The organism is Allocatenococcus thiocycli (assembly GCF_921292965.1).
GTDB classification, from domain to species: domain Bacteria; phylum Pseudomonadota; class Gammaproteobacteria; order Enterobacterales; family Vibrionaceae; genus Vibrio; species Vibrio natriegens.
Genome location: NZ_CAKLCK010000027.1, coordinates 36,272 through 61,441 on the forward strand (window position 1 = coordinate 36,272; position 25,170 = coordinate 61,441).

General features: G+C 45.4%; 39 protein-coding genes and 1 pseudogene. 36 read left to right on the forward strand and 4 right to left on the reverse strand.

Going from position 1 to position 25,170, the window contains the following annotated elements; translation table 11 throughout:
- Positions 1–20: 20 nt before the first annotated feature.
- On the reverse strand, positions 21–1,262 hold the full coding sequence (locus tag L9Q40_RS09655) for an outer membrane protein transport protein (RefSeq protein ID WP_498793120.1): 1,242 nt from the start codon (positions 1,260–1,262) through the stop codon (positions 21–23).
- Positions 1,263–1,676: 414 nt separating this feature from the next.
- Between L9Q40_RS09655 and L9Q40_RS09660 the strand changes: the two genes are divergently transcribed.
- Positions 1,677–2,705 (forward strand): site-2 protease family protein, encoded by a 1,029-nt coding sequence (locus L9Q40_RS09660; RefSeq protein ID WP_498793121.1) that lies wholly within the window; start codon positions 1,677–1,679, stop codon positions 2,703–2,705.
- Positions 2,706–2,783: 78 nt separating this feature from the next.
- Here the strand turns inward: L9Q40_RS09660 and L9Q40_RS09665 are convergent, their stop codons facing one another.
- Positions 2,784–3,572, reverse strand: a complete 789-nt coding sequence (locus L9Q40_RS09665) for a M48 family metallopeptidase (protein WP_498793122.1) — start codon at positions 3,570–3,572, stop codon at positions 2,784–2,786.
- A 170-nt stretch (positions 3,573–3,742) separates the two neighbouring features.
- Here L9Q40_RS09665 and L9Q40_RS09670 point away from each other — a divergent pair, with 170 nt between their 5' ends.
- The 5 genes from L9Q40_RS09670 (at position 3,743) to cutA (ending at position 6,795) form a co-directional block, all read left to right on the forward strand.
- Positions 3,743–4,171, forward strand: a complete 429-nt coding sequence (locus L9Q40_RS09670; RefSeq protein WP_020334902.1) for a hotdog fold thioesterase — start codon at positions 3,743–3,745, stop codon at positions 4,169–4,171.
- A gap of 12 nt (positions 4,172–4,183) precedes the next feature.
- Positions 4,184–4,417 carry a DUF3389 domain-containing protein gene (locus L9Q40_RS09675; RefSeq protein ID WP_020334901.1) on the forward strand — a complete coding sequence of 78 codons (234 nt, stop codon included), beginning with the start codon at positions 4,184–4,186 and terminating at the stop codon, positions 4,415–4,417.
- Positions 4,418–4,496: 79 nt separating this feature from the next.
- Positions 4,497–6,194, forward strand: a complete 1,698-nt coding sequence (locus L9Q40_RS09680) for an SgrR family transcriptional regulator (protein WP_498793123.1) — start codon at positions 4,497–4,499, stop codon at positions 6,192–6,194.
- Positions 6,195–6,200: 6 nt separating this feature from the next.
- Complete coding sequence (locus tag L9Q40_RS09685) at positions 6,201–6,452, forward strand: hypothetical protein (protein WP_243978208.1); 252 nt, start codon at positions 6,201–6,203, stop codon at positions 6,450–6,452.
- 10 nt (positions 6,453–6,462) lie between these two features.
- Positions 6,463–6,795, forward strand: a complete 333-nt coding sequence (gene cutA, locus L9Q40_RS09690) for a divalent-cation tolerance protein CutA (RefSeq protein WP_014234250.1) — start codon at positions 6,463–6,465, stop codon at positions 6,793–6,795.
- Here the strand turns inward: cutA and L9Q40_RS09695 are convergent.
- Positions 6,757–7,125: pseudogene (locus L9Q40_RS09695) on the reverse strand (DUF2238 domain-containing protein); the annotation flags it as partial. The gene cutA and the pseudogene L9Q40_RS09695 overlap by 39 nt on opposite strands.
- Positions 7,126–7,300: 175 nt before the next feature.
- Complete coding sequence (locus L9Q40_RS09700) at positions 7,301–8,032, reverse strand: XRE family transcriptional regulator (RefSeq protein ID WP_498793126.1); 732 nt, start codon at positions 8,030–8,032, stop codon at positions 7,301–7,303.
- Between the two features lie 127 nt (positions 8,033–8,159).
- Between L9Q40_RS09700 and L9Q40_RS09705 the strand changes: the two genes are divergently transcribed.
- The 30 genes from L9Q40_RS09705 to L9Q40_RS09850 all read left to right on the forward strand — a co-directional run bounded on the left by L9Q40_RS09705 (position 8,160) and on the right by L9Q40_RS09850 (position 25,166).
- On the forward strand, positions 8,160–8,576 hold the full coding sequence (locus L9Q40_RS09705; RefSeq protein ID WP_498793127.1) for a helix-turn-helix domain-containing protein: 417 nt from the start codon (positions 8,160–8,162) through the stop codon (positions 8,574–8,576).
- Entirely contained in the window at positions 8,569–10,833 is a 2,265-nt protein-coding gene (locus tag L9Q40_RS09710; RefSeq protein ID WP_498793128.1) for a DDE-type integrase/transposase/recombinase, read from the forward strand. The genes L9Q40_RS09705 and L9Q40_RS09710 overlap by 8 nt, the downstream gene beginning before the upstream one ends.
- A 23-nt stretch (positions 10,834–10,856) precedes the next feature.
- Positions 10,857–11,558: an AAA family ATPase gene (locus tag L9Q40_RS09715; protein WP_498793130.1), complete on the forward strand. Its 702-nt coding sequence runs from the start codon at positions 10,857–10,859 to the stop codon at positions 11,556–11,558.
- Between the two features lie 72 nt (positions 11,559–11,630).
- A complete protein-coding gene (locus L9Q40_RS09720; protein ID WP_498793131.1) occupies positions 11,631–12,134 on the forward strand; it encodes a hypothetical protein in 504 nt (167 codons plus the stop codon).
- Positions 12,131–12,568, forward strand: a complete 438-nt coding sequence (locus tag L9Q40_RS09725; RefSeq protein WP_498793132.1) for a helix-turn-helix domain-containing protein — start codon at positions 12,131–12,133, stop codon at positions 12,566–12,568. Before L9Q40_RS09720 ends, L9Q40_RS09725 begins: the two co-directional genes overlap by 4 nt.
- A gap of 245 nt (positions 12,569–12,813) precedes the next feature.
- Complete coding sequence (locus tag L9Q40_RS09730; protein WP_498793133.1) at positions 12,814–13,086, forward strand: Kil protein family; 273 nt, start codon at positions 12,814–12,816, stop codon at positions 13,084–13,086.
- Positions 13,071–13,268 carry a hypothetical protein gene (locus L9Q40_RS09735; protein ID WP_498793134.1) on the forward strand — a complete coding sequence of 66 codons (198 nt, stop codon included), beginning with the start codon at positions 13,071–13,073 and terminating at the stop codon, positions 13,266–13,268. The genes L9Q40_RS09730 and L9Q40_RS09735 overlap by 16 nt, the downstream gene beginning before the upstream one ends.
- The gene (locus tag L9Q40_RS09740) at positions 13,256–13,870 is read left to right on the forward strand and encodes a DUF3164 family protein (RefSeq protein WP_025636975.1); all 615 of its coding nucleotides are present in this window, start codon (positions 13,256–13,258) and stop codon (positions 13,868–13,870) included. Before L9Q40_RS09735 ends, L9Q40_RS09740 begins: the two co-directional genes overlap by 13 nt.
- An 11-nt stretch (positions 13,871–13,881) precedes the next feature.
- Positions 13,882–14,082, forward strand: a complete 201-nt coding sequence (locus tag L9Q40_RS09745; RefSeq protein ID WP_498793135.1) for an ANR family transcriptional regulator — start codon at positions 13,882–13,884, stop codon at positions 14,080–14,082.
- Entirely contained in the window at positions 14,079–14,273 is a 195-nt protein-coding gene (locus tag L9Q40_RS09750; RefSeq protein ID WP_115206381.1) for a hypothetical protein, read from the forward strand. Before L9Q40_RS09745 ends, L9Q40_RS09750 begins: the two co-directional genes overlap by 4 nt.
- A gap of 60 nt (positions 14,274–14,333) precedes the next feature.
- Positions 14,334–14,696 (forward strand): hypothetical protein, encoded by a 363-nt coding sequence (locus tag L9Q40_RS09755; protein ID WP_498793136.1) that lies wholly within the window; start codon positions 14,334–14,336, stop codon positions 14,694–14,696.
- Positions 14,697–14,698: 2 nt separating this feature from the next.
- Positions 14,699–14,878: a hypothetical protein gene (locus L9Q40_RS09760; protein ID WP_498793137.1), complete on the forward strand. Its 180-nt coding sequence runs from the start codon at positions 14,699–14,701 to the stop codon at positions 14,876–14,878.
- 4 nt (positions 14,879–14,882) lie between these two features.
- Positions 14,883–15,563 (forward strand): DUF2786 domain-containing protein, encoded by a 681-nt coding sequence (locus tag L9Q40_RS09765; protein ID WP_498793138.1) that lies wholly within the window; start codon positions 14,883–14,885, stop codon positions 15,561–15,563.
- Positions 15,556–16,032 carry a hypothetical protein gene (locus L9Q40_RS09770; protein WP_498793139.1) on the forward strand — a complete coding sequence of 159 codons (477 nt, stop codon included), beginning with the start codon at positions 15,556–15,558 and terminating at the stop codon, positions 16,030–16,032. The genes L9Q40_RS09765 and L9Q40_RS09770 overlap by 8 nt, the downstream gene beginning before the upstream one ends.
- Complete coding sequence (locus L9Q40_RS09775; protein ID WP_498793140.1) at positions 16,025–16,600, forward strand: gp16 family protein; 576 nt, start codon at positions 16,025–16,027, stop codon at positions 16,598–16,600. Before L9Q40_RS09770 ends, L9Q40_RS09775 begins: the two co-directional genes overlap by 8 nt.
- A gap of 166 nt (positions 16,601–16,766) precedes the next feature.
- Positions 16,767–17,306, forward strand: a complete 540-nt coding sequence (locus tag L9Q40_RS09780) for an HI_1489 N-terminal domain-containing protein (protein ID WP_169650499.1) — start codon at positions 16,767–16,769, stop codon at positions 17,304–17,306.
- A gap of 8 nt (positions 17,307–17,314) precedes the next feature.
- The gene (locus L9Q40_RS09785) at positions 17,315–17,581 is read left to right on the forward strand and encodes a hypothetical protein (protein ID WP_498793142.1); all 267 of its coding nucleotides are present in this window, start codon (positions 17,315–17,317) and stop codon (positions 17,579–17,581) included.
- Positions 17,582–17,724: 143 nt separating this feature from the next.
- On the forward strand, positions 17,725–18,330 hold the full coding sequence (locus L9Q40_RS09790) for a hypothetical protein (RefSeq protein WP_122069526.1): 606 nt from the start codon (positions 17,725–17,727) through the stop codon (positions 18,328–18,330).
- A 92-nt stretch (positions 18,331–18,422) separates the two neighbouring features.
- On the forward strand, positions 18,423–18,824 hold the full coding sequence (locus L9Q40_RS09795; RefSeq protein WP_031831645.1) for a Mor transcription activator family protein: 402 nt from the start codon (positions 18,423–18,425) through the stop codon (positions 18,822–18,824).
- 144 nt (positions 18,825–18,968) lie between these two features.
- Entirely contained in the window at positions 18,969–19,415 is a 447-nt protein-coding gene (locus L9Q40_RS09800) for a DUF5675 family protein (protein WP_065297129.1), read from the forward strand.
- A 7-nt stretch (positions 19,416–19,422) separates the two neighbouring features.
- The gene (locus L9Q40_RS09805; RefSeq protein ID WP_498793143.1) at positions 19,423–19,689 is read left to right on the forward strand and encodes a hypothetical protein; all 267 of its coding nucleotides are present in this window, start codon (positions 19,423–19,425) and stop codon (positions 19,687–19,689) included.
- Positions 19,671–20,177 (forward strand): hypothetical protein, encoded by a 507-nt coding sequence (locus tag L9Q40_RS09810; protein WP_498793144.1) that lies wholly within the window; start codon positions 19,671–19,673, stop codon positions 20,175–20,177. Before L9Q40_RS09805 ends, L9Q40_RS09810 begins: the two co-directional genes overlap by 19 nt.
- Positions 20,174–20,392, forward strand: a complete 219-nt coding sequence (locus L9Q40_RS09815) for a TraR/DksA C4-type zinc finger protein (RefSeq protein ID WP_222133058.1) — start codon at positions 20,174–20,176, stop codon at positions 20,390–20,392. The genes L9Q40_RS09810 and L9Q40_RS09815 overlap by 4 nt, the downstream gene beginning before the upstream one ends.
- A complete protein-coding gene (locus L9Q40_RS09820; protein ID WP_081280737.1) occupies positions 20,389–20,715 on the forward strand; it encodes a DUF2730 family protein in 327 nt (108 codons plus the stop codon). Before L9Q40_RS09815 ends, L9Q40_RS09820 begins: the two co-directional genes overlap by 4 nt.
- Positions 20,702–20,992 carry a VpaChn25_0724 family phage protein gene (locus tag L9Q40_RS09825; protein WP_498793145.1) on the forward strand — a complete coding sequence of 97 codons (291 nt, stop codon included), beginning with the start codon at positions 20,702–20,704 and terminating at the stop codon, positions 20,990–20,992. Before L9Q40_RS09820 ends, L9Q40_RS09825 begins: the two co-directional genes overlap by 14 nt.
- A gap of 15 nt (positions 20,993–21,007) precedes the next feature.
- Complete coding sequence (locus L9Q40_RS09830; protein ID WP_498793146.1) at positions 21,008–21,175, forward strand: hypothetical protein; 168 nt, start codon at positions 21,008–21,010, stop codon at positions 21,173–21,175.
- Positions 21,150–21,734, forward strand: a complete 585-nt coding sequence (locus L9Q40_RS09835) for a DUF3486 family protein (protein ID WP_122069513.1) — start codon at positions 21,150–21,152, stop codon at positions 21,732–21,734. Before L9Q40_RS09830 ends, L9Q40_RS09835 begins: the two co-directional genes overlap by 26 nt.
- On the forward strand, positions 21,734–23,362 hold the full coding sequence (locus L9Q40_RS09840) for a hypothetical protein (RefSeq protein ID WP_498793148.1): 1,629 nt from the start codon (positions 21,734–21,736) through the stop codon (positions 23,360–23,362). Before L9Q40_RS09835 ends, L9Q40_RS09840 begins: the two co-directional genes overlap by 1 nt.
- Before the next feature lie 20 nt (positions 23,363–23,382).
- Complete coding sequence (locus tag L9Q40_RS09845) at positions 23,383–24,963, forward strand: DUF935 domain-containing protein (protein ID WP_498793149.1); 1,581 nt, start codon at positions 23,383–23,385, stop codon at positions 24,961–24,963.
- Complete coding sequence (locus tag L9Q40_RS09850; protein WP_498793150.1) at positions 24,960–25,166, forward strand: hypothetical protein; 207 nt, start codon at positions 24,960–24,962, stop codon at positions 25,164–25,166. Before L9Q40_RS09845 ends, L9Q40_RS09850 begins: the two co-directional genes overlap by 4 nt.
- The last annotated feature ends 4 nt before the right edge of the window (positions 25,167–25,170 follow it).

The window sequence follows — 25,170 nt, forward strand, 5'->3', positions numbered from 1 at the left end:
GGTTTACTCCGTTAAACCTACTAGTTGAAGGTGTAATTCATTTGTACTGAACTGATGTAAGCCATACCGTCAGAATCGAATGTCAGCTCTTGGCCAGATGCGTTAGTTTCTTTGAAAGAACTGTCTTCACTCTGCACTAAAGTGAAACCAGCATCAAAAGACAGGTTGTCGTTCCACGCGTAAGTTAAACCCGCGCTATACCAGTAGCGATCCGTATCTGGGATGCTCAATGTTGGTTTACCAGCCTGCTCGTCGTATGCAACACCCGCACGGAATGTCCAGCTAGGGTTCAGCGTGTAAGTAGCACCAACTGAATAACGGTTATTATCATCGTATTTTTCTTGTTTGGAGAAACACACGCCGTTGTTACATTGGTCACTGGTCGCTCGTAGTTCAGTAAATTGACTCCAGTTGGTTAGCATCCAGCTGTAGTGAAACGCCCATTGGTCATTGACTTGGTGAAAGCCCGATAGCTCAAAGATAGAAGGAAGCGTGATCTTTATACGTCCGTCGACTTTGGCTGCGGTTGCGATACCAGAGTCGTAACTACGGAATTCACCTTCTTCGAAATCAAGGTCAACTTGTGAACGGTAGCCGATACCAAAACGGTTGTTCTTATTCACTTCATACAGGGCTCCAAGGTTCCAACCCCAGGCAAACGTCTCATCTTCCATGCTGATCAATTTGTCTGACTTTTGGCTTCCTGGTCCAAACAATGGTGCTAGTGAACCTTTATGTCGTGTTAACTCAGCTTCGGCATAAACCAGACTCACGCCGCCAGCAACACTAAATGCATCATTGATACGATATGCAAGGTTTGGATTTATGCTGACCGACATTAGCGATGTGTTACCTGCCAGATCGCCCGCAGAAATATCCGTTGGATACTCCGTTGCAACACCGTATGTTGTAAACATGCCGATGCCCCAAGCAAACTTATCGTTGATAGGACTGACATAGTAAGCAGCAGGAACGGCGGCCAAAGGTGCTATGTCATCAGAGTGTTCATCATAAAAAGTGTCATAAATATTTATTTCAGGATCAATCACGCTTATAGCGCCTGAAAACTGAGCTTGTTCGAAAAGTGTCATGGCTGCCGGGTTTCGTGCCAGAACACTGGCATTGTCTGCGACAGCGGCTTCGCCTGAAAATGCTCGACCAAGACCAGATGCTGAATGTTCAACAACCTGAAAACCCGCTGATTGGGCATTACACGCAAACAATATCGAAATTGTAAGCAGAGAGCAGCGCTTCTTGTTCATCCTTGACCCTCCTGGGGTGTCTTTAAGCTAGACCGTAGTCCTTTTAATTGTTGTGTAGTGATGAGGCCATTGTTTGTTATGAATTATGTTCACAATGTAAATGCAATGTTAAACGTATGTTTAATTAATTGTCAAAGATTGAGATGAATTTGTTTTTTAAATTTGATGCATAGGTCAAACGTTGGGACGTAAGCTTATGTATTGTCTTTGTATTTTTTATACGAATGGTTAGACCAGAATTATTTCGTAACACTAATGGATAAAAAGCGTTCAAAAGGCTGGCAATTAGGCTTTATGAAAGCCATATAACCTCTGATAAACTTGGTATTTTGAATTTTTAGGTCATTAGGCTAGAGCACGTTGGAATTACTACATATTGAATTTTTAGGCCGATCACTCAGATTAGAAGGATCAATGGCGGGCTGGCAGCAGTTGTATTGGGACAACACACTAGTCTCTCAGATTGATGCCAGTGAGAACGAGTCTGAGCGAAGCTCACATCAGTTTAAACTTATGGCTGGTGAAGAGGTATTGCAGTGTGAGCTAGATTGTGCAGTTCAGTGGCAGCCTTTCAGTTTGTCATATCACGTCAAAATGAATGACACTCTAGTGACTAGTGGTTCTCGAAATGAGAAAGATATTGAACGTCAGACACCACAAGTCGCACCTCCAAGTGAAAAGCGCTTAAGCCTAATTGGTATCGTATCGTTAGGTATGAAAGCCTTAAAAAGTGCCAAAGTCATTAAAGTGGCATTAGCTTCTGCTAGTTTGGCCGCATACTCTTGGTTGTTCTCAATCGAGTTTGCCCTCGCACTGATTGCCTGCCTTGTGTTTCACGAATGGGGGCACATTAAAGCGATGAAGTACTTTGGTATGAAAACCAAAGGTATTTACCTGATTCCATTTCTGGGTGGGCTTGCGTTAAGTGATGAAAAAATCAACACTCGCTGGCAAGATGTGGTCATCTCCATTATGGGACCGTTTTTTGGTTTGGTTTTGAGTATTGTTTTTACTCTTCTGTATTGGGTAACTGGTGAGATAACGTTTGCTGGTCTCGCCGTATTTAACGCATTGCTAAACCTATTCAATTTATTACCAATTTTGCCTTTAGACGGCGGGCATGTGCTGAAGAGTATAACCTTCTCCATGAATACCTGGGTTGGGTTAGCGGGCAGCGTAATCACTGCGATACTTGGTATCGTACTGAGTTACTCACTTGGTTTAACGCTGCTTGGCTTTTTATTGATCATGGGGATGCTGGAAGTGGTCATGGAATGGCGAACCCGTCACCACAGTCATTTATTGCCACTAACACGTTATGGGCAATTGTTCTCTTTTGCCTGGTATGTCGCATCCGTTGGTGGTTTCGTGGCTATTATTTGGTATTTCGCGAGCCTGGGAGATAGCTTACTCAGTTTACCGATGCAAATTTTAGGAACTTAAACCCCTAACTCTGAATGTTAAAAAAGCTCCAAAATGGAGCTTTTTAAGTTTATTCACACGTCGTTTTCTAAATGGGGCTTAACCACACTTCGGCGCTTTAACGTTGTAATTAGGCAACTTTCTTATTGTCGCTTGTAGCTCTTTAATACGCGTGCTGTGGGAAGGGTGAGTGGAGAAAAATTCAGGCGGCTGAGCACCACCAGATGCTGCACTCATATTTTTCCATAGATCGATGCTCTGGTTTGGATCGAAACCTGCTTTTGCCATGTAATCGAGGCCAACAATGTCAGCTTCGGATTCCTGAGTTCTTCCGTATGGTAAAATCACACCGAATTGGACACCAGCACCTAATGCCGCCATCGTCATTTCTTGATATTGCTTATATTCTGAAGCGCCAATAACAACGTTAGCAAGTGATAAACCCGTGTTTGCTAACTGGCTTTGAGATAGGCGTTCATTACTGTGGTCTGCAAGAACGTGCGCGACTTCGTGACCAATGACAGTTGCCAGCTGATCCTGGTTTTTGGCAACTCCAAGCAAACCCGTATACACCCCAATTTTTCCGCCAGGCAGAGCAAAGGCGTTGACCTGTTTACTGTCAAATACAACAACCTCCCAGCTTTGGAACCCTGGTTGCGAGGGAATGACATCTGTTACGTGTTTAGCAACACATTGAACGTAAGCGTTCATCTTTTTATCTTTACTGATTGGGATGTCTTTCTTCATTTGGTCGAAAGATTTCGCCCCGAGAGAGGACATCTCTTGATCAGAAAACATCAGAAGCTGATTACGACCAGTAGGAGATGCACTACAAGCTGTTAAACCTGCGACGGCCAAAAGAGCAGAAGCTTTAATCCATACCTTCATATTTGGTTCCACATATTTATTTCTATTTCGATCAACAGTATATACGTAATTATCGAGTATAAAAGAGCATCTTGCCGTTGTAGTTATGCCTTGAAGTAGAGACGTAATAGAGACTATGCTAGGCAATTCCTAATCCATAGTTACCAACACTTTAAAAATAAGAGCATAAAATGAGCATTTGGAAAAAGCCAATCAGTGTAGAGATACTTAATGCAACGTCAAAAAACACTATGATGGAGCATTTACAAATTGAATATACCGAATTCACCGACGACTCCATTAGCGCAACCATGCCAGTGTGTAGCATTACGCATCAACCGTTAGGGCTGCTGCATGGAGGTGCTTCTGTTGTACTAGCGGAAACGCTGGGTTCGGTTGCAGCCAACTTCTGTGTGGGTGAAGGAAGCTATTGTGTTGGCTTAGACATCAATGCCAACCATGTCAGAGCGATGCGCAGTGGTTATGTTATCGGTACAGCAAAACCATTGCATTTGGGCGTCTCAACTCAGGTTTGGCAGATCAATATTACCGACGAGCGTGATCGCTTAGTCTGCACCAGTCGTTTGACTATCGCTGTGAAACAGCAAAAATCGAAGTGAGTGTAGACTAAGATGGTCATTGAATTCTCACTAGGTAAAATCATCGCGACACAACGTGAAATCGTTATTAAGTTATCCGGTGCTTCCATGGTAACACTACAGGCTCAGACGGATGCCATTCAACTTCTCGGAAGAGGTGCAAACGTGGTGTTGTGTCATGGTGCGGAGTGTAAGTGGTCGATAAAACTCGATAACGAGGAGCAACTCATTCTGATTTCAAAAGAAATTGGTATAGATATTCAATAAATTACCCATCAAAATTTGCACTTTTTCATAAAAATGAGGAAACTTAGTTTATTGACATCTAAACAAGATTTTCCTCTTTATGAGTAGTCCGCGCCTACGTGTTCAGTTTGAAACACTATTTGAAAAATTCTCTGGAAACGATACAGAAGTTCAGCTTGAAGATATTACTGAAGCGCTGTTTTGTACGCGTCGTAATGCTCGCATTGTTCTCAATAAACTAGAAGAAGAGGGTTGGATTGAGTGGCACCCAGCCGCGGGGCGAGGAAAGCTCTCTAAGCTGGTATTCAAACGCAGTCGTAGCGATGTAAGTGAAAATCTGGCAAGACGCTATCTGGATGAAGGAAAAATTGGTCAGGCCTTGGAGGCGTTAGACAACGACGCAACCAGACTGACTCAGGTCATTCAAGGTTATTTAGGACTTCAGCACCGCCAAGGTGAGCAGGTTATCCGTTTACCTTATTACCGTCCGCTAGCCATGCTTAATCCACAAAAGCCAATGCGGCGCTCAGAACAACATATCGCAAGACAAGTTTTTAGTGGTCTGACTCGGCTGGATGAAAATGAACAGCTTAAACCCGACTTAGCTCATACTTGGGAGTCGCTAAGTGATACACACTGGCGTTTTTATTTACGCCGAGGGGTACGATTCCACAACGGTGAACTTCTCACAACGGATTGTGTTTTGGAAAGCGTTCGTGCGCTAAGTGGATTAAACCTGTTTGCGCATATCTCGAAAGTCTCATCACCTTTGCCTTGGACGGTTGATATAGAGCTTGTACGTCCAGACCGTTATTTGCCTCTTGCATTAAGTGAATCTCACGCAAAAATTCTGTTACCTCAGGCACAACGTTCAGAAGGGTTTGATAGAAAACCGATAGGAACAGGTCCTTTTCAGGTCAAAGTGAACGATGATAAACGCCTTATTTTAACGGCGTTCGATGGATATTTCGGCTTAAGACCTTTATTGGATCAGGTCGAGGTGTGGGTAATTGACGAAGCTTATTCATCAATGGTTTACCCAAGCTTATCCAAGCCTCAGATGGACAAGCATGCTTCAACCGATGAGGTCGAGCTGGATCCTGGCTGTACATTTCTCTTACTCAACAAGAATACTGGCATAGCCAAAGACCCAAGATGGGCCGAGTTCTTCAGTCAGGTGTTAAACAGCCATCAAATATACGCTCATGTACCACAAGATAAAGTCATAGAGCTTGGTGTGTTACAAGCTTTTGGGATTAAGCCGGGCTGGATTGATTTAAGGCCAGCTCAAGCTGGTGCTGTACCTCAGCAAGGTAAAGTTATTTCAGTAGCATACCAAAAGAAACACCCGATGTTTCCGGTGATTGCCAAAGCGATTAAGAGCCTCTTGAAACCTCATGGTGTCGAGGTTGAGTTCATTCGATATGATAGCCAGCCGCCAGAGCCAAACGCAGTAGACATTTGGATTAAAGCGATGGGTATCGCTACGAATCGAGACGATGCGCTCGCTGGTTGGCTGCTGGACTACAGTGACATTGAGACGTTTAGCTCCAGTTATGACTTTGCCGATTGGGCGGCGCTCGTTGATCAATGGCGTGCAGGCGTCTATGCGGAATTTCCCGCTCGTGAACTCGGTAAGCAGTTAGTCAAAAGTCATCAAGTGGTTCCGATGTTCCATTGCTGGCTGGGTGTGAATAAGGACCACAGCGGCGCATTACAAAATGCGAAATGTAACGCTTTGGGCTGGTTTGATTTTAGTAACGTATGGGTAAAACCGCACATACCCAATAATTTATAAATAACGATGGCAAAACCGAATAAAAAGCAACCGACGAAAACCGTCGATATTTATTGCGTAAAATGCAAAGCTCAGCTGTTTAAATACCGTAAAGGTGGAAAAGGCGCTTTAGTAAAATGTTTTAAAGAGCGTATCGTAGAGGACTTTACACAAACACCATGTATTTGCCCTGGCTGCCAACAAGAGTTTGCTAGAGATACATTGGTAAGAGGCACGCCGGCATATAAAATGATTGGTGGCAAAGTGACAATGAAGTAGGGAGTTCAGAATGACCACAGAGCATGATTACTGCATAGTGCTAAGTACCACAGCGAATGAACAGAACCGGGATCAAATAATAAAAGGTCTGTTAGAAGCGAAGCTCGCTGCGTGTATTCAAACGATGCCTATCGAGAGTCATTATGTCTGGAAAGGCGAAATTTGTAACGATACGGAATGGCTGTTAGTGATTAAAACTCGGCGTGAGTTGTACGAGCTGGTCGAAGAAAAAATTGAGAACTTGCACGAGTATGAAGTGGCTCAAATCGTACAAGTTCCCATTGTTGATGGTTTTAATCCGTACTTAGAGTGGCTTCGTGAGTCGACGCTGAGCCGACATTAGAATTAACGCGACGATAGCACCGACCGTGTCACATAGAATGTCTTTCTGGGCATCCCATATATCACCTTGTGAACCCAGAAAGGCAATGCCTTCATCGCCACCAGCAATAGCAGCGTACCACCACTCAATGATTTCATAGCCTGCTGCTAAAGACATAATGGCAAACAAGGCAAACCAACAAGAAAACTTAACATTGAGCTTCTTTTTATATATCAAATATTCCGCGATCGGGTAGGCGTACAAACCGATCGAGAAGTGGGCGACCCGATCAAAATTGTTTCTTTCTGATCCAATCAAATTGTTAAACCAGTCAAACGGAACTTCAGTGTAGGGAACCATTAATAATAAAAAACTAAGGATTAAGTAGGAAATGAAGGGATTTGGCGGGAAAGCTAGGCCACATAAGGGATTGTGGAAATTTCACGGCGATCCAAGAAGTTCGCAATAAATGAATAAAAAACGGCGGCTCCTTTTCACGGTGCCGCACAGATTGAAAAATAAATGACTAGGTATCTTTCGAGATCCTCATTACCTGGCCAATAACTTCTAGCTGGTGTACTTGTGTTTGATCAAGTACTTGAGGTGGGTACTCTTTATTATCGCTGATAATCGTCAGCCCTCCGCCAACCAGGCACTGAACGCGCTTGGCGTACAGTTCCTCTCCAAGGCGAATTACAAAAATCTTGCCGTCTATCGGAGTAGTGCGACTAATGTCGACCAGGAGTCTATCGTTATTCGTGATAGTAGGCTCCATGCTGTCACCTTTGCTTGATACAATCGCTAGGTTTTCAAACTGCAAGTTACGTTTACGCAGGTATGCCCTGGAGTAGGGTTCGCTACCTGTAATCTTCTCATCATCACAGATGGCACCATTGCCTGTACTCACTTGTACCGAATAGATGGGTACTTGGACTACCTCTGATTCAACGCTGTTTAAACGGCGTTTAATAGGCTTCCCCAGGTTGTATAGCCGAACTTTATCTTCCTCGACGATATCTGGGCTTGGTTTAATGTGACGAACTTGCTCCAGGCGCATTCCACCAACACCGGATAAAAGCCAGTTAGCGTTGAAGCCTAGCTTTACAAAGCCTGCAATTACGCTTGAGTTAGGAGTAGTTACTCCTCTCTCATTATCTTGATAGCCCCGTTTTTTTGCTCCAACAGCTTCAGCCATCTCTTCCTGACTCAATCCCAGGCTAGTCCTTGCCTTTTTAAGTCTATCTTCAAGAGTTTCCATGATCTAAGTATCGCTTCTCTAACTTGGAACTCTGATGCACGTTATTACGTGCTATCTCGTAAAAATAAGTTCCGTTAAATATCAATAACATACATTCACATACGACAGAATGCCCGTAAAAACGTACTTGGAAGTATTGAAAGTACGTAAAAACGTGTTTATATTGTTGGGCATGACCAAAACAAAACGCCGAAAAAAAACAGGCTTGGCGACCTGTGAGCACGAAGATTGGGACCGTGCTGATATCAAAGCGGCTTTGGAGAAAGCTGGATGGTCATTACGACAATTGTCCATCCACCATGGATTAACTCCAAAGACATTTCAACATGCACTGCAGCGGCCATACCCAAAAGCCGAAGCAGCTATAGCAGAAGTTATAGGTGTTCACCCCAGTGTCATATGGCCAAGTAGATATGGAGCGGATGGGAGACCGAACCGTAAACGAGGACGACGAGCGAAAAATCCTGAACTTCAACATGAGCAGGATTATAGCACTACAACTGAGTGCCATAAACCAACAAATCAAGGGGATAATGATGATTGATTGGGCAAGTGCTGTTGAGATCGCTGATGCGCTAGGCGTTTCGAGACGAAATGTCAGCATTAGAGCCAATAAAGAAAGTTGGACAAAAAGAAATCGTGCAGGTCGAGGTGGGGGATTTGAATACCAAATTTCACTGTTACCAGCAGATGTTCAAGGCATCGTCTCTACTCACTTGGCTCAAAAAGTATCTCAACTAAGACCAGAGTTTATTGATGGAAAGCGGGTAGCTGAAAAGGCTAATAAGCGAACTGAACGAGAGGAAAAGAACGCATCTCTAAACAAACAAAATGGGTTGGTTGAATTTAATCAATTAAAAGGAAGCGCAAAAAAACGTGCAGACGCAAAATTGCGTGTCTGTATGGCTTACAAACAGTTTCTAGTTCCATACACAGCAAAAGGGAAAAAAGTTGAAGGTGAGAAGGAGTTTATCAACCAGTTCAACTCTAAAAAACTTCAGCTGGGTGAAGATGTAACAAGTGTTATTAAGCAAGTCAGCTTTAGTGGGATACGTCGCTGGATTAAATCTCTGGATGAATTTGGGCCTGCTAGTTTAGCGGGAAACTACCGAGTGCAAGCAGAGCGTAAGCATCTAATAGACGAGCATGAGGAGCTTCAGGCTTTTTGTCGTGGAATGTTGTTTCACAAGCCGGATATACAGGCAACGAACTTAAGAGAAGCACTGAAGGGACAGATTGACCTGGGGAAAATTAATGTAGAACTGCCGTCACTTAGTGCATTTCGGCGTTGGATAAACTCTTTCAAAAGAGAGTTTGAACTGGTTATTCATCAACTTGAGAACCCAGATGACTTCAAAAACACAAGGCAAGTTGCCTGGGGTAAAGCTGATGAAGCTATTAAACGAATTAACCAGCTATGGGAGCTCGACTCAACTCCTTCAGACGTAATGTTAAAGGATGGAAGGCATAGCATTATTGGTGCGATTGATATCTTTAGTCGCCGTCCAATAGTCATTGTGCATCCAACATCCAGCGCTGAAGCGGTTTGTATTTTGATGCGTAAATCCATTCTTCAATTTGGTGTTCCGGAATCAGTCAAAACCGATAACGGTAAAGACTACACCAGTTTACGAGTCATGGGTGTGCTTGATGCGTTGGATATTCAGCAAGTAATAACCAAGCCATTTGCCGGTGATGAAAAGCCTCACATTGAACGGTTTTTTAAGACTTGGGCACATGGGATTAGCACTTTGCTGCCAGGTTATGCGGGACATAACGTGGCAAAACGGCAAGAACTTAGAGCTCGTCAAAGCTTTGCTGATCAAATTATGGCGAAGAAGAAGAGTAAAGACGACGACGGCAAAATGCGGCTCAGTAAAGGTGCAGATGTAGACGTTAGCCTCACTTCACAGGAACTGCAGAATATTATTGATGAGTGGATTGAGCACCACTACATGCACAAGAAGCATCGTGGAATAGGATGCACACCCTTTGAAAAGTGGCAAAGTCAGCGCACTACCATTCGCTCAATTGGTAATGAGAGAGCTCTCGATATCTTGCTAAGTCCAGTTCCTGCCGCATCGGGCAGACCAGCTGGTATTAGGAAAGCGAACAAAGATGCGGGGATCGTCGTTGAAGGGATCAGTTACTTCGCTCCTGAATTAGGTTCACGTATTGGACAAGCGCTCTACTGTTCCTGGGACTCACACGATGTCGGTCAGCTTTATGTATTTGAACCTCAAAGCATGGCGTTTATATGTGTTGCTAAAAACCCTGAATTTTCAGGAATGGCAGTATCACTGAGCGAGTTGAGTAAAGAAGCGAGAAGACAACAAAGCGCAAACATGGCGGAGCAAAAAGCACTACTCCGAAAAGCATCAAAATCAATATCAATTGGCGATGTTGCTACGGATGTTCTGGAAGCTGCTAAAAAACGCAATTCAACACTTACTGGTTTGCCTCACGAGGAAAAAGAGCATCAGACAAGTGCACTTAAGAACGCGGAGTTGGCAACGAGGCAACCTGAACAAGAACGACTTTCACGTAGTGAGTTCCAAAAGCAGCGTGAAGAGCAATTGGCTATGGAAAAAGCGCTTAAGGCTCAGGATGCAAAACCACGCTTTGCAAACCAAATTGAGGAGTTCACTTACTACTTGCGTCAACAAGATTTAAGAGAGCTAACACCTGATGAAATAGCTGCGATGAACCGATTCAGAGCAGCTCAGCCAGCGGCAGCAAAGATGGCAGAAAGGCTTAAGAACGGTGCTGGGGAATCAGCAGCGAAAAGAAATCAATTTTAAATTAGAGATAAAGGGAAAGAACAATGAAATACAAAGTAGCTTATACAGAAAACGTAGCACAGGCGAATATCCTTCTAACTAAACTGATTACTCGTTCTCCGGCGGTTCCTGGAATTGGTCTTATGGACGGTCGTCCTGGACTGGGTAAAACCTTTGCAACACTTAAGTTGCTCAACAACATCGATAACGGCGTTTATCTGCGAGCTGTTCGATTAGAAACACCGGCCACTTTCCTTGAGCGATTGTTAAAAGAGCTGAGTATTCGAGACTGTCCGCGAAGCAAAATGGATAAGTTCAACAAGGTTGTAGATGCACTCGCGATGGAACAGAAAGTTATCTTTCTAGATGAAGCGGATTACTACATGGACCAGCCAGAGTTGTTGGAGATGATTCGTGATATTCATGATTTAACAAGTACGCCAATTATCCTGGTTGGCATGGATAAAATCGCTCGAAAGGTTGCGGGACTACCTCAGTTGGATAGTCGCATTTCAGCACGTTATGAGTTCCAACCAGCGAATATCGAAGATCTCCAAATTATGGTTCATGAGTTATTTGAAGACGAAATCACAGTCGCTGATGATCTCTTAAGACGAGTGCTTATGGAGACGAACGGGAACTATCGTTTTACAGCGATTGCTCTGGAAACCATCGAAAGAAAAGCGCAAGTGGATAATATCCAGCACATTAACTCGGACCACTGGGGCGAAGAGAAAATCATCTAATCAATCTAGCTAAAGTGAGGTTTGTAAATGTTGTGTAGTACCAAAAGCCCTCGTGAGCTTGCTTGGTTAGAAATGAAAAAGCGCGTTGTTTTTAGCGTCGTAGAAATAGCCCAAGTGACGCCAATGACTAGGAGACAGGTATCGACGTTTGTCTCTAGGTTATTGGATAAACAGGTTGTTGAACTCGTTCAAAAAAATGGCAGGACGTATAAATATCAATTGAAAGCTGGGGCAAACATAGATTTTGGTAAAGGTAAGGCTTCTTCCAGTCCAAAGTCATTACCTCCTTCGCGCCCTAGGCACAGAATGTGGACGTCAATGCGAGTTCTGCGCAAGTTCAATATCTGTGACATTCAAACAGCCGGAGAGGTAAAGCGTAGCGCGGCAAATAAGTTCATCAATATTTTAGTTAAAGCTGGATATCTAAGAAAGCTTTCTCCTGGTAGTCCTACCGGAGAAAAGGCCATGTATTTGATGGTTAAAAACACTGGCCCTAAAGCACCGATTGAAAGACAAAAGAAGGGGTTATGGGACCCAAACCTATCGAAATTCGTTTCGTACAAGGAGGTTAAATGAAAAATAACTGGTTAGATGTCCTACGAAGCGAATGTGAGCCACCTAGTTCTCAACGCCAGGTCGCAAAAGAGTTAGGTGTGAGTCCCGCTCAGATATCTCTTGCTCTAAAGGGGAAATATGCAGGAGACATAGAACGTTTGGAGCAACTTGTTTTAGGTCGATACATGAAACAAGTTGTGAACTGTCCGGTACTAGGTGAAATATCCATTGATAAGTGTATCTGGCATCAAGAACGAGAATTTGCAGCGACGAACCCTCAAAGAGTGATGCTGTACAAAGCATGCAGAAGCGGTTGCCCACATTCAAAATTAGAAGCAACCATCACTGTGCGTAACAAAAGCACTCCTCGTGGAGAACTGCTTATTAAGCCCAAAGAGCACGATGAGAAAGTTATTTATTGTAAACCAGTAGGTGAAAAAAAACGCCGCCCCTAAGATAGATATCAATGAAGAACCGAACATGTACGACACCAATGTTCAACTTGAATACATAAAACGGGCAGGCGGCGGCAATAACTCAAAGTATTGTGACTTATTAGAAAAAGAACTCATAAAACTCGCAGCCAAATACAACCAGCTACTTTGGAATGCGAAGTATAAAAAATAGCCAAAACAATAACCGAAGTGAATCGGCTTCCTCCTATATAAAGGAGGAAACTGGTTCACAAGGAAGGTGATTTATGACCATTACAACGAACACAATCAGCAACCAAGAAAGACAGGCTTCCCACGTTATCAAGAAGCTCCGCCATTACGGTTGCAAAGTAGTAGTAGCACTGAAAACACCACGCGGCGTGATTATTAATATCGAACAGCCAACGCCTGAAATGAAAGCTAAAGCCATCGAGATTAAACAGTTTTTAAAGGGCGTTTATTCCACGGTTTACACACTTCAGGTTGATGGTTGCACCGTGAACTGGAAGCAAGGAGATCTGCCATGTCGACTGCATTAAGCGCCAAGGTGGTCATTAATGTGTCGCTGGATACTGAAAACAACAAGGTGTGTTACGCCATCACCACCAACGAGGGTGACTGCAGCGGCATTAACCAACTGGCTGAAAAGCTCACCAAAAGAATCTTACTTGCGCTTCCTGAATGCGCTAAACCACAAGGAATTACCAAATGTCAGAAGTAGCAGTACCAGAAGGCTATCGCCTAAAAGCGAACGGCACGTTAGTGCCTGAATCACAGGTTAAAGATATTGATATCTTACGTGATGATTTGGTCACTGGAATCGTGGAGAAGGCCAAGGCCGCTCAACAAGCATTAGCTGAATTCAAAGCCATAGCAATGAGCCAGATTCGTGATTTTGTTGACCTGTCTGCAGAAGAATACGACGTGAAGTATGGCGGTACCAAAGGCAACGTTTCGTTGCTGTCGTTTGATGGCAAGTACAAGTTGATGCGCGCTGTGGGTGAGCACCGCGTATTTGATGAGCGTATTCAAGTGGCGAAGAGCAAGATTGACAGCTGTATCAGCCGTTGGTCAGAAGGCGCAAATGACCACATTAAAGCGCTGGTGGAGCATGCGTTTCGAGTCAATAAGCAAGGCCACATTGATTTGAACTCCGTGCTCTCTTTACGCTCACTCAATATCGATGAGCCTGACTGGATGGAAGCCATGGAAGCGATTGCTGATTCAGTGCAAGTAACAGGGACAAGTGCTTACCTGCGTATTTATGAGCGTCAGGAGAACGGCCAGTACAAGCAGTTCCCCCTCGATATCTCAAAGCTCTAAGGAAGGACAAGATGGCAAAGGAAAAAAGCAATTACTCAGAGTATGCCGAGCATGCGGCCAGTTTAGAAAGAGTCGGTTACATCAAAGACGCCGCTTTTGCCTGGCAGGTAGCAGCAAACTATGCAGTTAAGCCGGAGAACCGTCACTGGGCAGAAAGTCGCTGTCAGTTTTGTCAGAAATGGGCTTGGCGTTACGAGAAGGAGGCAGCATGACACAGTTTACCAGCCCTCATGACCAAGAGGCCGTCGAGAAAGAAATCGACCTTGCGCAGACACTGATTGAAATCGAAGGAACGGGATACCCCGATGATACCTACGAAGATGGTGTGATAGCCGCCCTGCGATGGGTGCAAGGGCGATGGTCCGCCCCAACCAGTGATGCGATAGAGCACTTAGAACGGTAGCCAATAGATGTATGTCCCCGCTATCGCGGGGATTTTTTTACCTGAAATTTGGATAAACGTATGAAAAAACAACAACTAGGATGTGGCTATGTTGGCCATGAATTTGGAGCACATTACCCAGATGGTCAGTGCATTGATGGCTACATGTGGGATTTAGACAGTGGTGGTCTCGATGAAAGCGGAGATTCTTATCTAGATATTGGCGGAGAACTACCTTGCCGGAAATGCAACTCAAAAGCCTTTATTAGGTACCACGCTGATAGCTTACTTAACGATGGATATGAAAGTTTAGACCATCCACTTACAACAAAAATGGTCAAAAATGTTCTTTCAAAGCTCCCGTCACATCAAAGAAGAATGGCAAAGCGTTATTGGTGGCAAGGCCGTCGAGAAGCGATACGTGAAGCCAAGAAGGAGGGGTAAGCATGTCAATAATCACCAAAGAGCAACGGAAAGAGCTCAAAGATAACAAAGAGCAAGTTTTAATGCGTTTGAGAGAGGCAATTCAAGAAGCTGAGGTTTTTGGTTTGGTTCGAACTGAATCTGGTCAAGTCATCACGGGAGCGGTAATAACCGACGATGGTGTTGTGTTGGTGGAGGAATAACGAAATGAACGACAAAGTTTTGGATAAGATTAAAAAACTACTTCGCCTAGCTAAATCCTCAAACCCACATGAAGCATCTCTAGCATTGTCTCGCGCTCAAAAGCTCATGATTGAGCACAACATTGGCGCTGACAATCCTGAGTTGAACGGTGTTTGTGATGAGACCATTACATCTCAATTGAGAATTCAGACACCGCCTGCTTACCTATCGGGGCTGTTTAACGTAGTTAAGTTGGCCTTTGGTTGTGATGGGTACTTTCAGCCAACATTTACACGTATGGAGATGGTCTTTATCGGCCACGACCAACGGCCAGAGATTGCGGGCTATGTATACACCGTTCTTGAGCGCCAACTTACGGCTGCACGTAAAGACTTTATATCTACGTTGAGCAAAAGAATGAAGAAGTCTAATAAGACTATTCGCGCCGATCAGTTCTGTGAGGGGTGGGTCATTGGTGTTTATAAAAAAGTTGAAGCCTTTGCCTTAAGCGATGATGAGAAGCTGCAGATCGAAAGCTTTAAAAAATCCGAAAACCTTGAAAAAGCAAATGTTCGAGCAGCTAAAAGTGCAGGCCAGAAAGGTAACGAAGCTCGATACCAAGGCTTCAAAGAATCAAAGAACGTAGTGCTCAATCAGGGTGTTCCAGGGCAAGAAAGTAAAAAGTTGGAGGCTAGCAATGGCTAAAGTAATTAAGTTCAGTCCAAAGGCTGTGGCACTAGAGACTCACGAAGGTTTCGCCCACGAATGGGTTGAAACTGCAGAAGGTATCTATGATTTCGTCCGTGAAGCCATCAAAGATGAGTGTGACTGTGGATGTGGAGAGTGTGGCGGCTTCCCATTAAGTCAGCTTGCCAATGAAGAAATCTTACTTGCCCCTGGTGCAATCTATCGAGCCCGAAATACCAAGGAACCAGCAGAGTTAAAAAAGCCATCGCCATCTACGGAAGATAAGGTCAAAGGTGAAGCGGTAATGCAGTTTGTTAACAGCATTATTGGAGCGTATGAGACGGGGTTTATTGATAGCCATGAGCTCACCCTTGCTGACCTATATCTTTGCGCCAAAATGCATGTAACGGACAACTATCATATAGCCACACCAAAGTTAAATGATGCTTGGGGTGATGGTGCTGAGGAGTGGTGTAAAAATGGCTAACCGCAACCGCCTTATCCAAATAATCCATGTCGCCAAACGCGAGCTGGCTCTGGAAGATGATGTTTATCGCTTACTACTGGAAAGCGAAACAGGCAAAGCCTCCTGCAGCAAAATGAACATCAAAGAGCTGGAACAAGTAATTGCGGCGCTAGAGGCCAAAGGATTTAAACGCAAGGTAAACACCAGTAAAAAGCCATTTAAAAAGCGTTTAAGCCCTAAGTCAGGCAAATCGAAAAACACCATTATTGATAAGTGCCGTGCCATTTGGATCACGATGGCAACCCATGGCTTTGTTCGCGACCGCTCTGAAAGTGCGCTGGATAAATACACTCAGCGCATCCTCAAAAATCAAAAAGACAAAGTGGACTGCATTGCCTGGTGTGATGAAGACCAAGCCACACAGGTACTAGAAGCGCTTAAACGTTGGCACCGTCGCGTCATGATTGACGAGATGAAAGACAAAGGTTGGACGGTACCGTGGAATGAGCGCACCAACAAACCTATGGGTTATGACGCTATCGCACAGCACTACAACTGGATGTTGAATTTACGCAAGGAGGCCGAGTGAGCAATTTGAATCGCAAAGCCAAGGAGCTTATTAAGCACGTGCGAACCCATGGCAGTAAAACGGAGGAAGAAGCGATAGCTTACCTTGATCGGTATTGTGGAGATTGGCGAAACACACCATTACCAAGGGCTAAAAGAATAAAATCATTAGGTACAGGGGAGGTTGAATGAAGTTATCGAGATGTCCTGTCTGTCATGCCAACCTGCACCTAGAGTCGCTGGTTCAGGATGATGCAGGTCGAGAACTTTTGGGTGAGGTGGCAAAGTTGCCTGATTTTGTCGCCAAACCGATGTTGAGTTATTTGGGGTTGTTCCGTCCGGCCAAGCAGGATTTATCCAATGCGCGAGCGGTGAAGCTGTTGCGAGAAGTATTGGAGAAGTACCGAGCCGATCATGTTCTGGCTTCAGCCTTAGCGGAAACCGTGAGTAAGATTCATGAAAAGCGTTCTAGCTATAGCGATTCAAAACCCTTGGCAAACCACAACTACCTAAAGCAAGTCTATCAGTCTGCAGCGACTCGTTTAGGTGGTTCACCTGATGGCAAGCAATCAGGGCCGCAAGTGGATCAGCCAAAAGACGATGGTTCAGCCTGGTACTTTGAACAGGCCGAACGCATGATCAAGGCAGGGCAAGACCCGTTAGGGAAAGAAAGCTCCATAGCGAATCGATTGAAAGAGCTTGGCTGGAATGCACAAAATCAAAGGTAGATTTAGCAATGTATAAATGTCCAACTTGTAAAGGTCAAAGGCAGTCAATTGCTTTCGTTAATACAGGAATTGATAGCTCTAAGCACTACAGTGAAGTCCAAACGTGTGAAAGATGTTTAGGTGCTGGGTATGTATCTAAAGACATTCTAGATGCGATAGAGCGTGGAAAGCAGCTGAGGAAGGAGCGTATAGATAAAGGTTATACGCTTAGAGACGCGGCAAAAGCGGAAGGTGTTTCCGTCTCTATTATCTCAAAACGAGAACTTGGTTATTGAACCTTATTCTTTGACTAAAACTAAAGCCACTCTTCGGAGTGGTTTTTTTGTGGTTGAATTCTTGTTTTCTTGGTGCACGTTCTCTTGTCACGCTCAAATCAGTTACTATGCATTCGGTTACTATTCAAATGGATGTTTTATTAATGAAAAAATCAATATTACTTTTGCCTCTATTATTATCTGCCTGTGCAACTTCGCCAAGCGTCCATTGGATCGCAGATCGTTCAGTTGACGAGTTTACCGATGAATCTCGCTGTAAAGTGACGGTAGGTTCTGTCTATACGAGTAATAGTGTTTACACTGAGGTTGGTAAGCTGTATCCATTTCTTGAGCAAGTAGATGGAGAACTGCGAGTTGGTGTTATGAGCGGCGGTAAATACCAAGTTCCGGTTGGCACGGTACAACTGCGAATTGATAGCAACAAAGCTTGGACAATCACCAATGCTGAAACGCCAGTAGACAAGAGTCTCGACTTCACCTCAATGAGCAGCTACTACGAAAACCTGCCTGAAGACCAACAACAAATTGTCAAGTCTGCTATCGAAACCTCAAAGCAGACAACTAACCAAATGTTCCAGCCCTATACCGCGACGACTGGCGATAAAGCCAGAGCAATTCTCAATGAAATGCTGCGAGGCAAAACAATAATTTACCGCTCTGAAGGTGTGACAAACTCAGGCACAACCGGAAAGTATGAGTTGGATGAATCCTTAGCTGCTGCCATGAAGAGTTGTGGGATTCGAGTTTAGAATATCCTGAGATGATCTTTTCGCGGGTAACTTCCTCTTGAGGATCATTTTCACTGTTTCATACTTCCCATATGAAGTGGGAGGGTGTGAAGATGGCTCAACGAGAAATGTTCAGTGACGAAGAAATCGATAGCAAGGTGCTAGACCATATTGGTGACTTACCAGAAGGCAGTGCAGCTTGGCCTGCAATGCTTTTGGAACTGCATGGTGTTGTGGCCAATGAGCTCAAGCAAGCTGGTATCGAAACCCCTGACTTACCGTTAAAAGTGGTGATGAGCATTGGTGAATACATGGGCGGCATGCAGGTGTACTTGCCACGTGGTGACAAACTCAAGCAGCAAATCCGCGATATGGAGATTTTCAACGAGTTCAATGGCCGTAACGTTCCGCAGTTAGCCAAACGTCACCACCTGACCAGCAAAACCATCTACGAAATCATTGCCAGGATGAGACAAGTAGAAATCCAGCGCCGTCAATTCAGCCTATTTGAATAACCAACGCCTCCAACTCTGGGGGCGTTTTTTACCTGATCTTTTTTCAACTCTCCATTGTTGCGGGTGAATTCCTGCTCCCCACCAACCCCAATCAAAATGTTCATAACAATCAACGGAATCTATGCAATTCGTGAGGATATGAGCATGCCTGAAAGCCCACAAACTTTAGTTCTTTACCGTCGAGGCTTTGAACACGGCACCTTTGGTGTGCTGTGTGATGAATTCGGCAATGAAATCTGCAAAACCATTGAGCGCCCGTGGAAGGACAACGCGCCTATGATCTCTTGCGTTCCTGATGGTCACTATGACCTGGTGCCTCACCAGAGCCCTAAGTTTGGCAAATGCTACGCCCTAGACGGCGAAGAGCAAGGCGTCACTATCTGGGGACCATCTCAGCGCACTCACATTCTTATCCATGTGGCGAACCGTGTTGACCAACTGCAGGGCTGTATCGGTGTGGGGTTTGATTTCGGAGTCCTTAAAGACAAACAAGGCCGCAATCAGTGGGCAGTACTCGATTCTCGCTCAGCCTTTAATCACCTCATGCACAAGCTGGGTGGCAAGCCAGCCAAGCTGATCATTAAGTCGTAGGTGCAACATGGGACGCAATTGGGATTGGTCATATCAACGTGGGCGAGAGAAACGGCTAGAGGCCGAAGAACAGGCTCAACACAACAACGCTTCTGTGCCTTCACGTCCACCGTTACACAGTCACGATGCGACCCTGCAATCCTATTTTAATCGCGGATGGAAGAGCATTACGCCAGCCGACATCCATATCCATTTGGGCCTGGTGAAAGCGCCAAGTTCGTCAAGCCCGTTAGATAAACTCAGGGAGATACGCTCATGTCACTTTCAACAATAGCTGCACTGGCGTTACAGGTCGGCCCTGCTGCCATTCGTGGCATTTCTGCGTTGCTTGGGGGCAACACCGCTGCAGATAAAGTCGCGGATGCCGTGGAAGTTGCTCATCGAGAGCTGGCAACGACAGACGCCAAACAAGCAGCAGTGAACCATTGTCTTGAAGCGTTGCAACCAGAACAAAAGCTAGAGCTAGAAACGCTTCGTGTTCGTCTTGAACAAGAGCTGACTGAACGCGCCAAAATCGCAGCCCAAGACCGCCAAGCCGAACAGCATGAAACCCAAGAAACCATTCGAAAGGGCGACACAGCGACAGATAAAGTCGTTCGTTGGTCACGTCCACTGATGGCACTCGTCAGTTGTGGCTCGGCAAGCTATTACCTGATCACGACTCCATCACCTGACTTAGCTGTTGCCTCGCTGCTGCTTGGCTTAGCTGTGACTTACATGGGCTTGCGTCACCGTGAGAAAGATAAAGGGCTGACTCAATGAGTGATTGGATCGACAAGTCGGTCGAGAAGCAACACAGCGAGTTAGAGCGGTGTATCGATAACGCGAGAACGCAGCGTGGTCGGGGCATTCAAAAGAAAATTGCGGATGTAGTGATTTGCGCTGAATGCCTAGAACCAATTCCGAAAGCGCGATTAGCGATTAAGCCGGACGCGACGCACTGCGTGGAATGCCTGGCTGAAATGGAGGCACCGTGAAGCCTGAATCGTTGGAGCTAATCCGAACCTTTACCCCTTGGGTGATGAGCGGCATCACGCTTGGCTGGATCATCGTGGTGTTTGTGCTCAAAAAGACTTACGCCAAAACCGAAGACCTGATTGCCGTCAGGCAGGAAATGACAGCCATGCACGCGAAAGTGGATGCCTTACCTGGTCATGAAGAAGTAACCCAGCTGCGCATCGAGCTCTCTGATGCAAAGGCAGAAATCCGAGAACTCAGGGCTGAGCTTAAACCCGTTAATCATCTGGCTCAGTTGCTACTCGAAAACGAACTAAAGGAAAGAAACAATGGCAATGGCTGAACTTCTGCAGCAAGACCGACGGTTGGTGATGTTGCGCATTCTCAATGAATCAGTGGGCTACACCGCTAACGATAGTGTGCTTGACCACAGCTTAGATGCGTATGGTCATCTGGTCAGTCGCGACACCGTTCGTGCTGAAATCTACTGGCTTGAAGAACAGAGCTTAATCTCAACCAAAGACATCAATGGCACCTTAGTCGCCACAATCAAACAGCGTGGGATTGATATTGCCAATGGGCAAGCGGTTCATCCTGGTGTGAAACGCCCAAGCCCATAAACAGTAGGTGTGTCTATGTCAGAACCAATGAAGATTTACTTGTTGTGGGTGGCGTCTTATAGCGCGTTCCAATACGCGAAGTTTCGTTATTACATCCGTTGTCGCCCGATTATTCGCCCGGCGTTGTCATCGTTTACTCGTCGTTTAAGAGGGCTTTATGAGCGATTCAAAGAAACATACTAAGCACCGCGTCAGTAAAATTGACCAACTGCCGGATGAACTTAAAAGCCAGTTAAACATGCTGTTGCGTGATGGCCGAATGAGTCAGGAGCGTATCCGTACGCTGATTAATGATGAAATCGACCAGAAAGGATTATCCGAAGACCCTGAATACATCAAGCGCAATGCGATGAGCCGCTATGCTCAGTCCTTTCGCAAAGGGATGGAGCGTTACGCCCAAGCGCAAGAGCTGACCAAGCAGTGGGTAGGCCAGTTTGGTGAGATGCCCCAAACCGATATTTCCCGCGCTTTGATTGAGATCGGCAAGTCACACATCTTTGAATTTCAGATGGACAAGCTTGAGGAAAATAAACCTATCGATCCCAAAACGATGGGGCAGCTGGCTCTAGCGATTAAACGTCTACAAGAAGCACAAACGGGTAGCGTGAAGTTAGAGCAGGAGATTCGTCGTCAGTTTGCTGAAGAAGCAGCAGATGCGATCTCTGAAGAACTTCATGGTGTTGATGGCATGAGTGAGCAGTTTGAAGAACGTATTCGTGGCATCTTACTTGGTAAAGCGTAATGACTAAACAATCCCTCGTACCAACGTCCAAAGCAACAAAGATAGACCTTGCCGACAAGATGGCCGAGTTAGGTGTTGATGTCCCACTCGCTGATGAATTTGAGATCCCAGCAAAAGAACCCGTTTTTCTGAAGTACCAGCAAGAATGGTTTGAAGATGAAAGCGACATCATGATTGCTGAGAAAAGCCGTCGAACGGGGCTTACTTGGGCAGAGGCTGGGCGAAACGTGATTACCGCTGCCAAACCTAAAAAGCGTGGGGGACGAAATGTCTTCTATGTTGGCTCGAAGCAAGAGATGGCGCTTGAATATATTGCCGCCTGCGCACTGTTTGCTCGTGCATTTAACGAGCTGGCTGAAGCGGACGTCTATGAGCAAACTTTCTGGGATAGCAAGAAGAAAGAAGAAATTCTTGCCTACATGATTCGCTTCCCTAATAGCCGTTTCAAAATTCAAGCGCTGAGTTCTCGGCCTTCAAACTTGCGTGGTCTGCAAGGCGACGTGGTGATTGATGAAGCAGGTTTCCATGAGAGCTTGGAAGAGCTATTGAAAGCGGCACTGGCGCTTACGATGTGGGGTGCGAGGGTGCGATTGATCTCTACTCACAATGGTGTTGATAACCCGTTCAACCAATACATCCAAGAGGCGAAAGAAGGGAAAAAGGATTACTCAATTCATCGTATCACCTTGGATGATGCTCTCGAAGACGGCCTATACCGTCGAATTTGTTTTGTTACTGGAAAGCCGTATAGCAAAGAGTTAGAGAAAAAATGGCGTGACGGTTTATATAAAAATGCCCCAAACAAGGAATCAGCTGATGAGGAATACGGTTGCATACCTAAGAAATCTGGAGGCACCTATCTAACTCGCATCTCAATTGAGCAGGCAATGATAGCTGACCGCTCTCTCCCTATTCTGCGCCTAACTTGTACTGATGATTGGATGGAGTGGTCCCCAGAGCATCGATATCTTGAAACTCAGCAATTCTGTGAACAAGAGTTAAAGCCGTATCTAGATGGTTTAGCGGTTAAGAATCCGCATTATTTTGGTGAAGACTTTGCGCGTAAAGGCGATTTGTCGGTATTTGTTGTGCTGGCAGTCGACAGCCTATTAAGGAAGTCAGTGCCGATTACAGTGGAAGTCAAAAACGCACCTTATGAAGTTCAAAAGCAAGTGATGATGTTCATCATTGAATCGCTACCACGTTTTCGTGCGGGTGCTTTTGATGCTACCGGTAATGGTGGGTACTTAGCAGAAGCCGCTGCGCTGAAGTACGGAACCGAAGTTATTGATCGAGTAGACCTAAGCGCGAAATGGTACGGCGAATGGATGCCGAAATTAAAAGCCGAGTTCGACGACTTCAACTTAACGTTACCAAGACACCAACACATTCTAGATGACTTATCGAATATCAAGGTCGTCAATGGTGTTCCTCAAATAGATAAAGGACGCACCAAAGACCTTGAGGGTGCCAAGGGTGATAAGCGCCACGGTGACTTTGCAGTTGCGCTTGCCATGGCCGTTCGCGCCAGCTGGATGGAAGGCAGTGCCATCGAATTTACTCCGATCCCCAATTCTAACGACGATGACTATGACGACTACCATGCGTTTGAGCGTGGTGCCTGGTAGCAAACAGGCAAGGAATACTTATGGCTAAACGACAATCAAATATCGTGGACTTATGGGGCCGTCCTATTGAGATGGATGTGCTTGATGAGCCACAAACCAAAACGGATGCCAAGCTAGCAACGCTGCATCGTGAATTTGCAGACCATCCGTCTTCTGGTTTAACACCGGCTAAACTGGCTCGACTGATGCGCGATGCGGAGCAAGGTGATTTAAAAGCGCAATGTGAACTGGCTGAAGATATGGAAGAGAAAGACGCCCATATCCAAAGCGAATTGGGCAAGCGTCGTATGGCACTGCAGGGCATGGACTGGAATATCAAACCACCTCGTAACGCCACAGCCCAAGAAAAAGCCGATGCCGAATTGATTCAGGAGATTTTGGAAGATGCCACCTGGCTGGACGATGCCATTTTTGATTTGAGTGACGCGACCTTAAAAAGCTTTTCCAACATTGAGCTGGATTGGGAATATGAAGGTGGGGTGCACTATATCCAAAACGTGCATCATCGCGATCCTTCCTGGTTCAAAACTCACCCTGACGACCGTAACCAACTGCGTTTACGTGATGGCAGCCATGAGGGTGCTGAGTTGCAACCGTTTGGCTGGATACGCCATACCGCTAAAGCCAAGTCAGGTTATCTCACGCGTCGTGGTTTGGTGCGTGTGTTGGCATGGCCGTTCCTGTTTAAGAACTACAGTGTGCGTGATTTGGCTGAGTTCCTTGAGATTTATGGTTTGCCAATCCGTCTGGGTAAATACCCTGAGGGGGCGACCGAGCAAGAAAAGATGACTTTAATGCGAGCAGTTATGAGCATTGGCCATAACGCAGGCGGCATCATTCCTAAAGGCATGGACATTGATTTCCAAAACGCGGCAGATGGGCAATCTGACCCGTTTATGGCGATGATAAGTTGGTGTGAGAAATCTCAATCCAAAGCGATTCTAGGTGGTACGTTGACCTCTCAGGCCGATGGCAAGAGCAGCACCAATGCGCTGGGTAATGTGCATAACGAAGTAAGAGAAGAGATCCGCGATTTTGATTTAACCAGACTCGCGGCCACGCTGACTCGTGATGTGGTGTATCCACTTTATGCGTTAAACGGTAAGAGCTACCAGCACCAGCGCCGTACGCCTCGCTTCGAGTTTGACCTGACCGAACCGGAAGATTTGAAGCATTTATCCGATTCGTTACCTGGCTTGGTTGGTCTTGGCATGCGAGTTCCTCTGCAGTGGGCACACGATAAAACCCAAATTCCAATGGCGAAAGATGGTGAAGCAGTACTGAGTGCATCAACATCAACACCACCAGAGCCAAATGCTTCTGATAAGGCCACCAATCAGGCCGCGCTCAAAGCTCAATCAGATAAAGATGTCGTCGATGACCAGCTCGCCAATCTACACAGCCAGTCTGCAACGTTATTGGAAGGCATGATTGAGCCGGTGCGTGAGTTAGTCGAAAACGCCACGTCGCTCAAGCAGCTGCGCGATGACATCCTTGGTCTGCAAGGGCAAATCAGTATCGATGAGTTGGGTGAAATGATGGCACAGGCCATGGCGGCGGCAGAGTTGGCTGGCATTAATGATGTGGAGGATGGGAAGTGAACCTAATTAAAAAGTTAAACCGCTTTGTCTTTAGCTTTGATGTAGCTAAAGAGTTGTATTGGACAGATAGAAAACAAGGTGGAAGGCTTTATCACATCTTTAATTTAGGTGTGTACAGCCATTTCATAGCGGGCGTCAAATGCTCCACGCTCTCTCTGACTCTGCCATTTGTATCCGCAAAAATCGCGTACATTCACAAGTAAAGGA